This window comes from Rhizobium ecuadorense, assembly GCF_001187535.1.
GTDB lineage: Bacteria > Pseudomonadota > Alphaproteobacteria > Rhizobiales > Rhizobiaceae > Rhizobium > Rhizobium ecuadorense.
Genome location: NZ_LFIO01000160.1, coordinates 1 through 299, shown reverse-complemented (window position 1 = coordinate 299; position 299 = coordinate 1). Strand labels below are relative to the sequence as shown.

1 pseudogene is annotated in these 299 nt (G+C 60.5%); it reads left to right on the top strand.

Annotated elements, in window-relative coordinates:
* A pseudogene (locus AF337_RS04485) lies at nucleotides 1–299 on the top strand (MFS transporter); the annotation flags it as partial.

The window sequence follows — 299 nt, the reverse complement described above, 5'->3', positions numbered from 1 at the left end:
GTTTGCCGTGGCCCTTTCCCTGGGGGCGTTTGTTTCGCGGCTGCCCGACCTTCAGCTTAAGTTCAGCCTTACGGAAGGGGAGCTTGGCCTGCTGCTCGCCGTCATGTCCTCCGGGGTTCTCTGCGGGTTGACGTTCTCGGTGAGGTTCATCGAGAGGCTCGGTGCGCGCACCACCGCTTTCGTCACCGTCTTCGGTGCGTCGTTGTTTTTCGCGCTGATCCCCTGGATGCCTTCAGCTCTTCTGGCGGTGCCATTGTTCTTCATTGCCGGCGTTTTCACCGGGGCATTCGAGATCAACG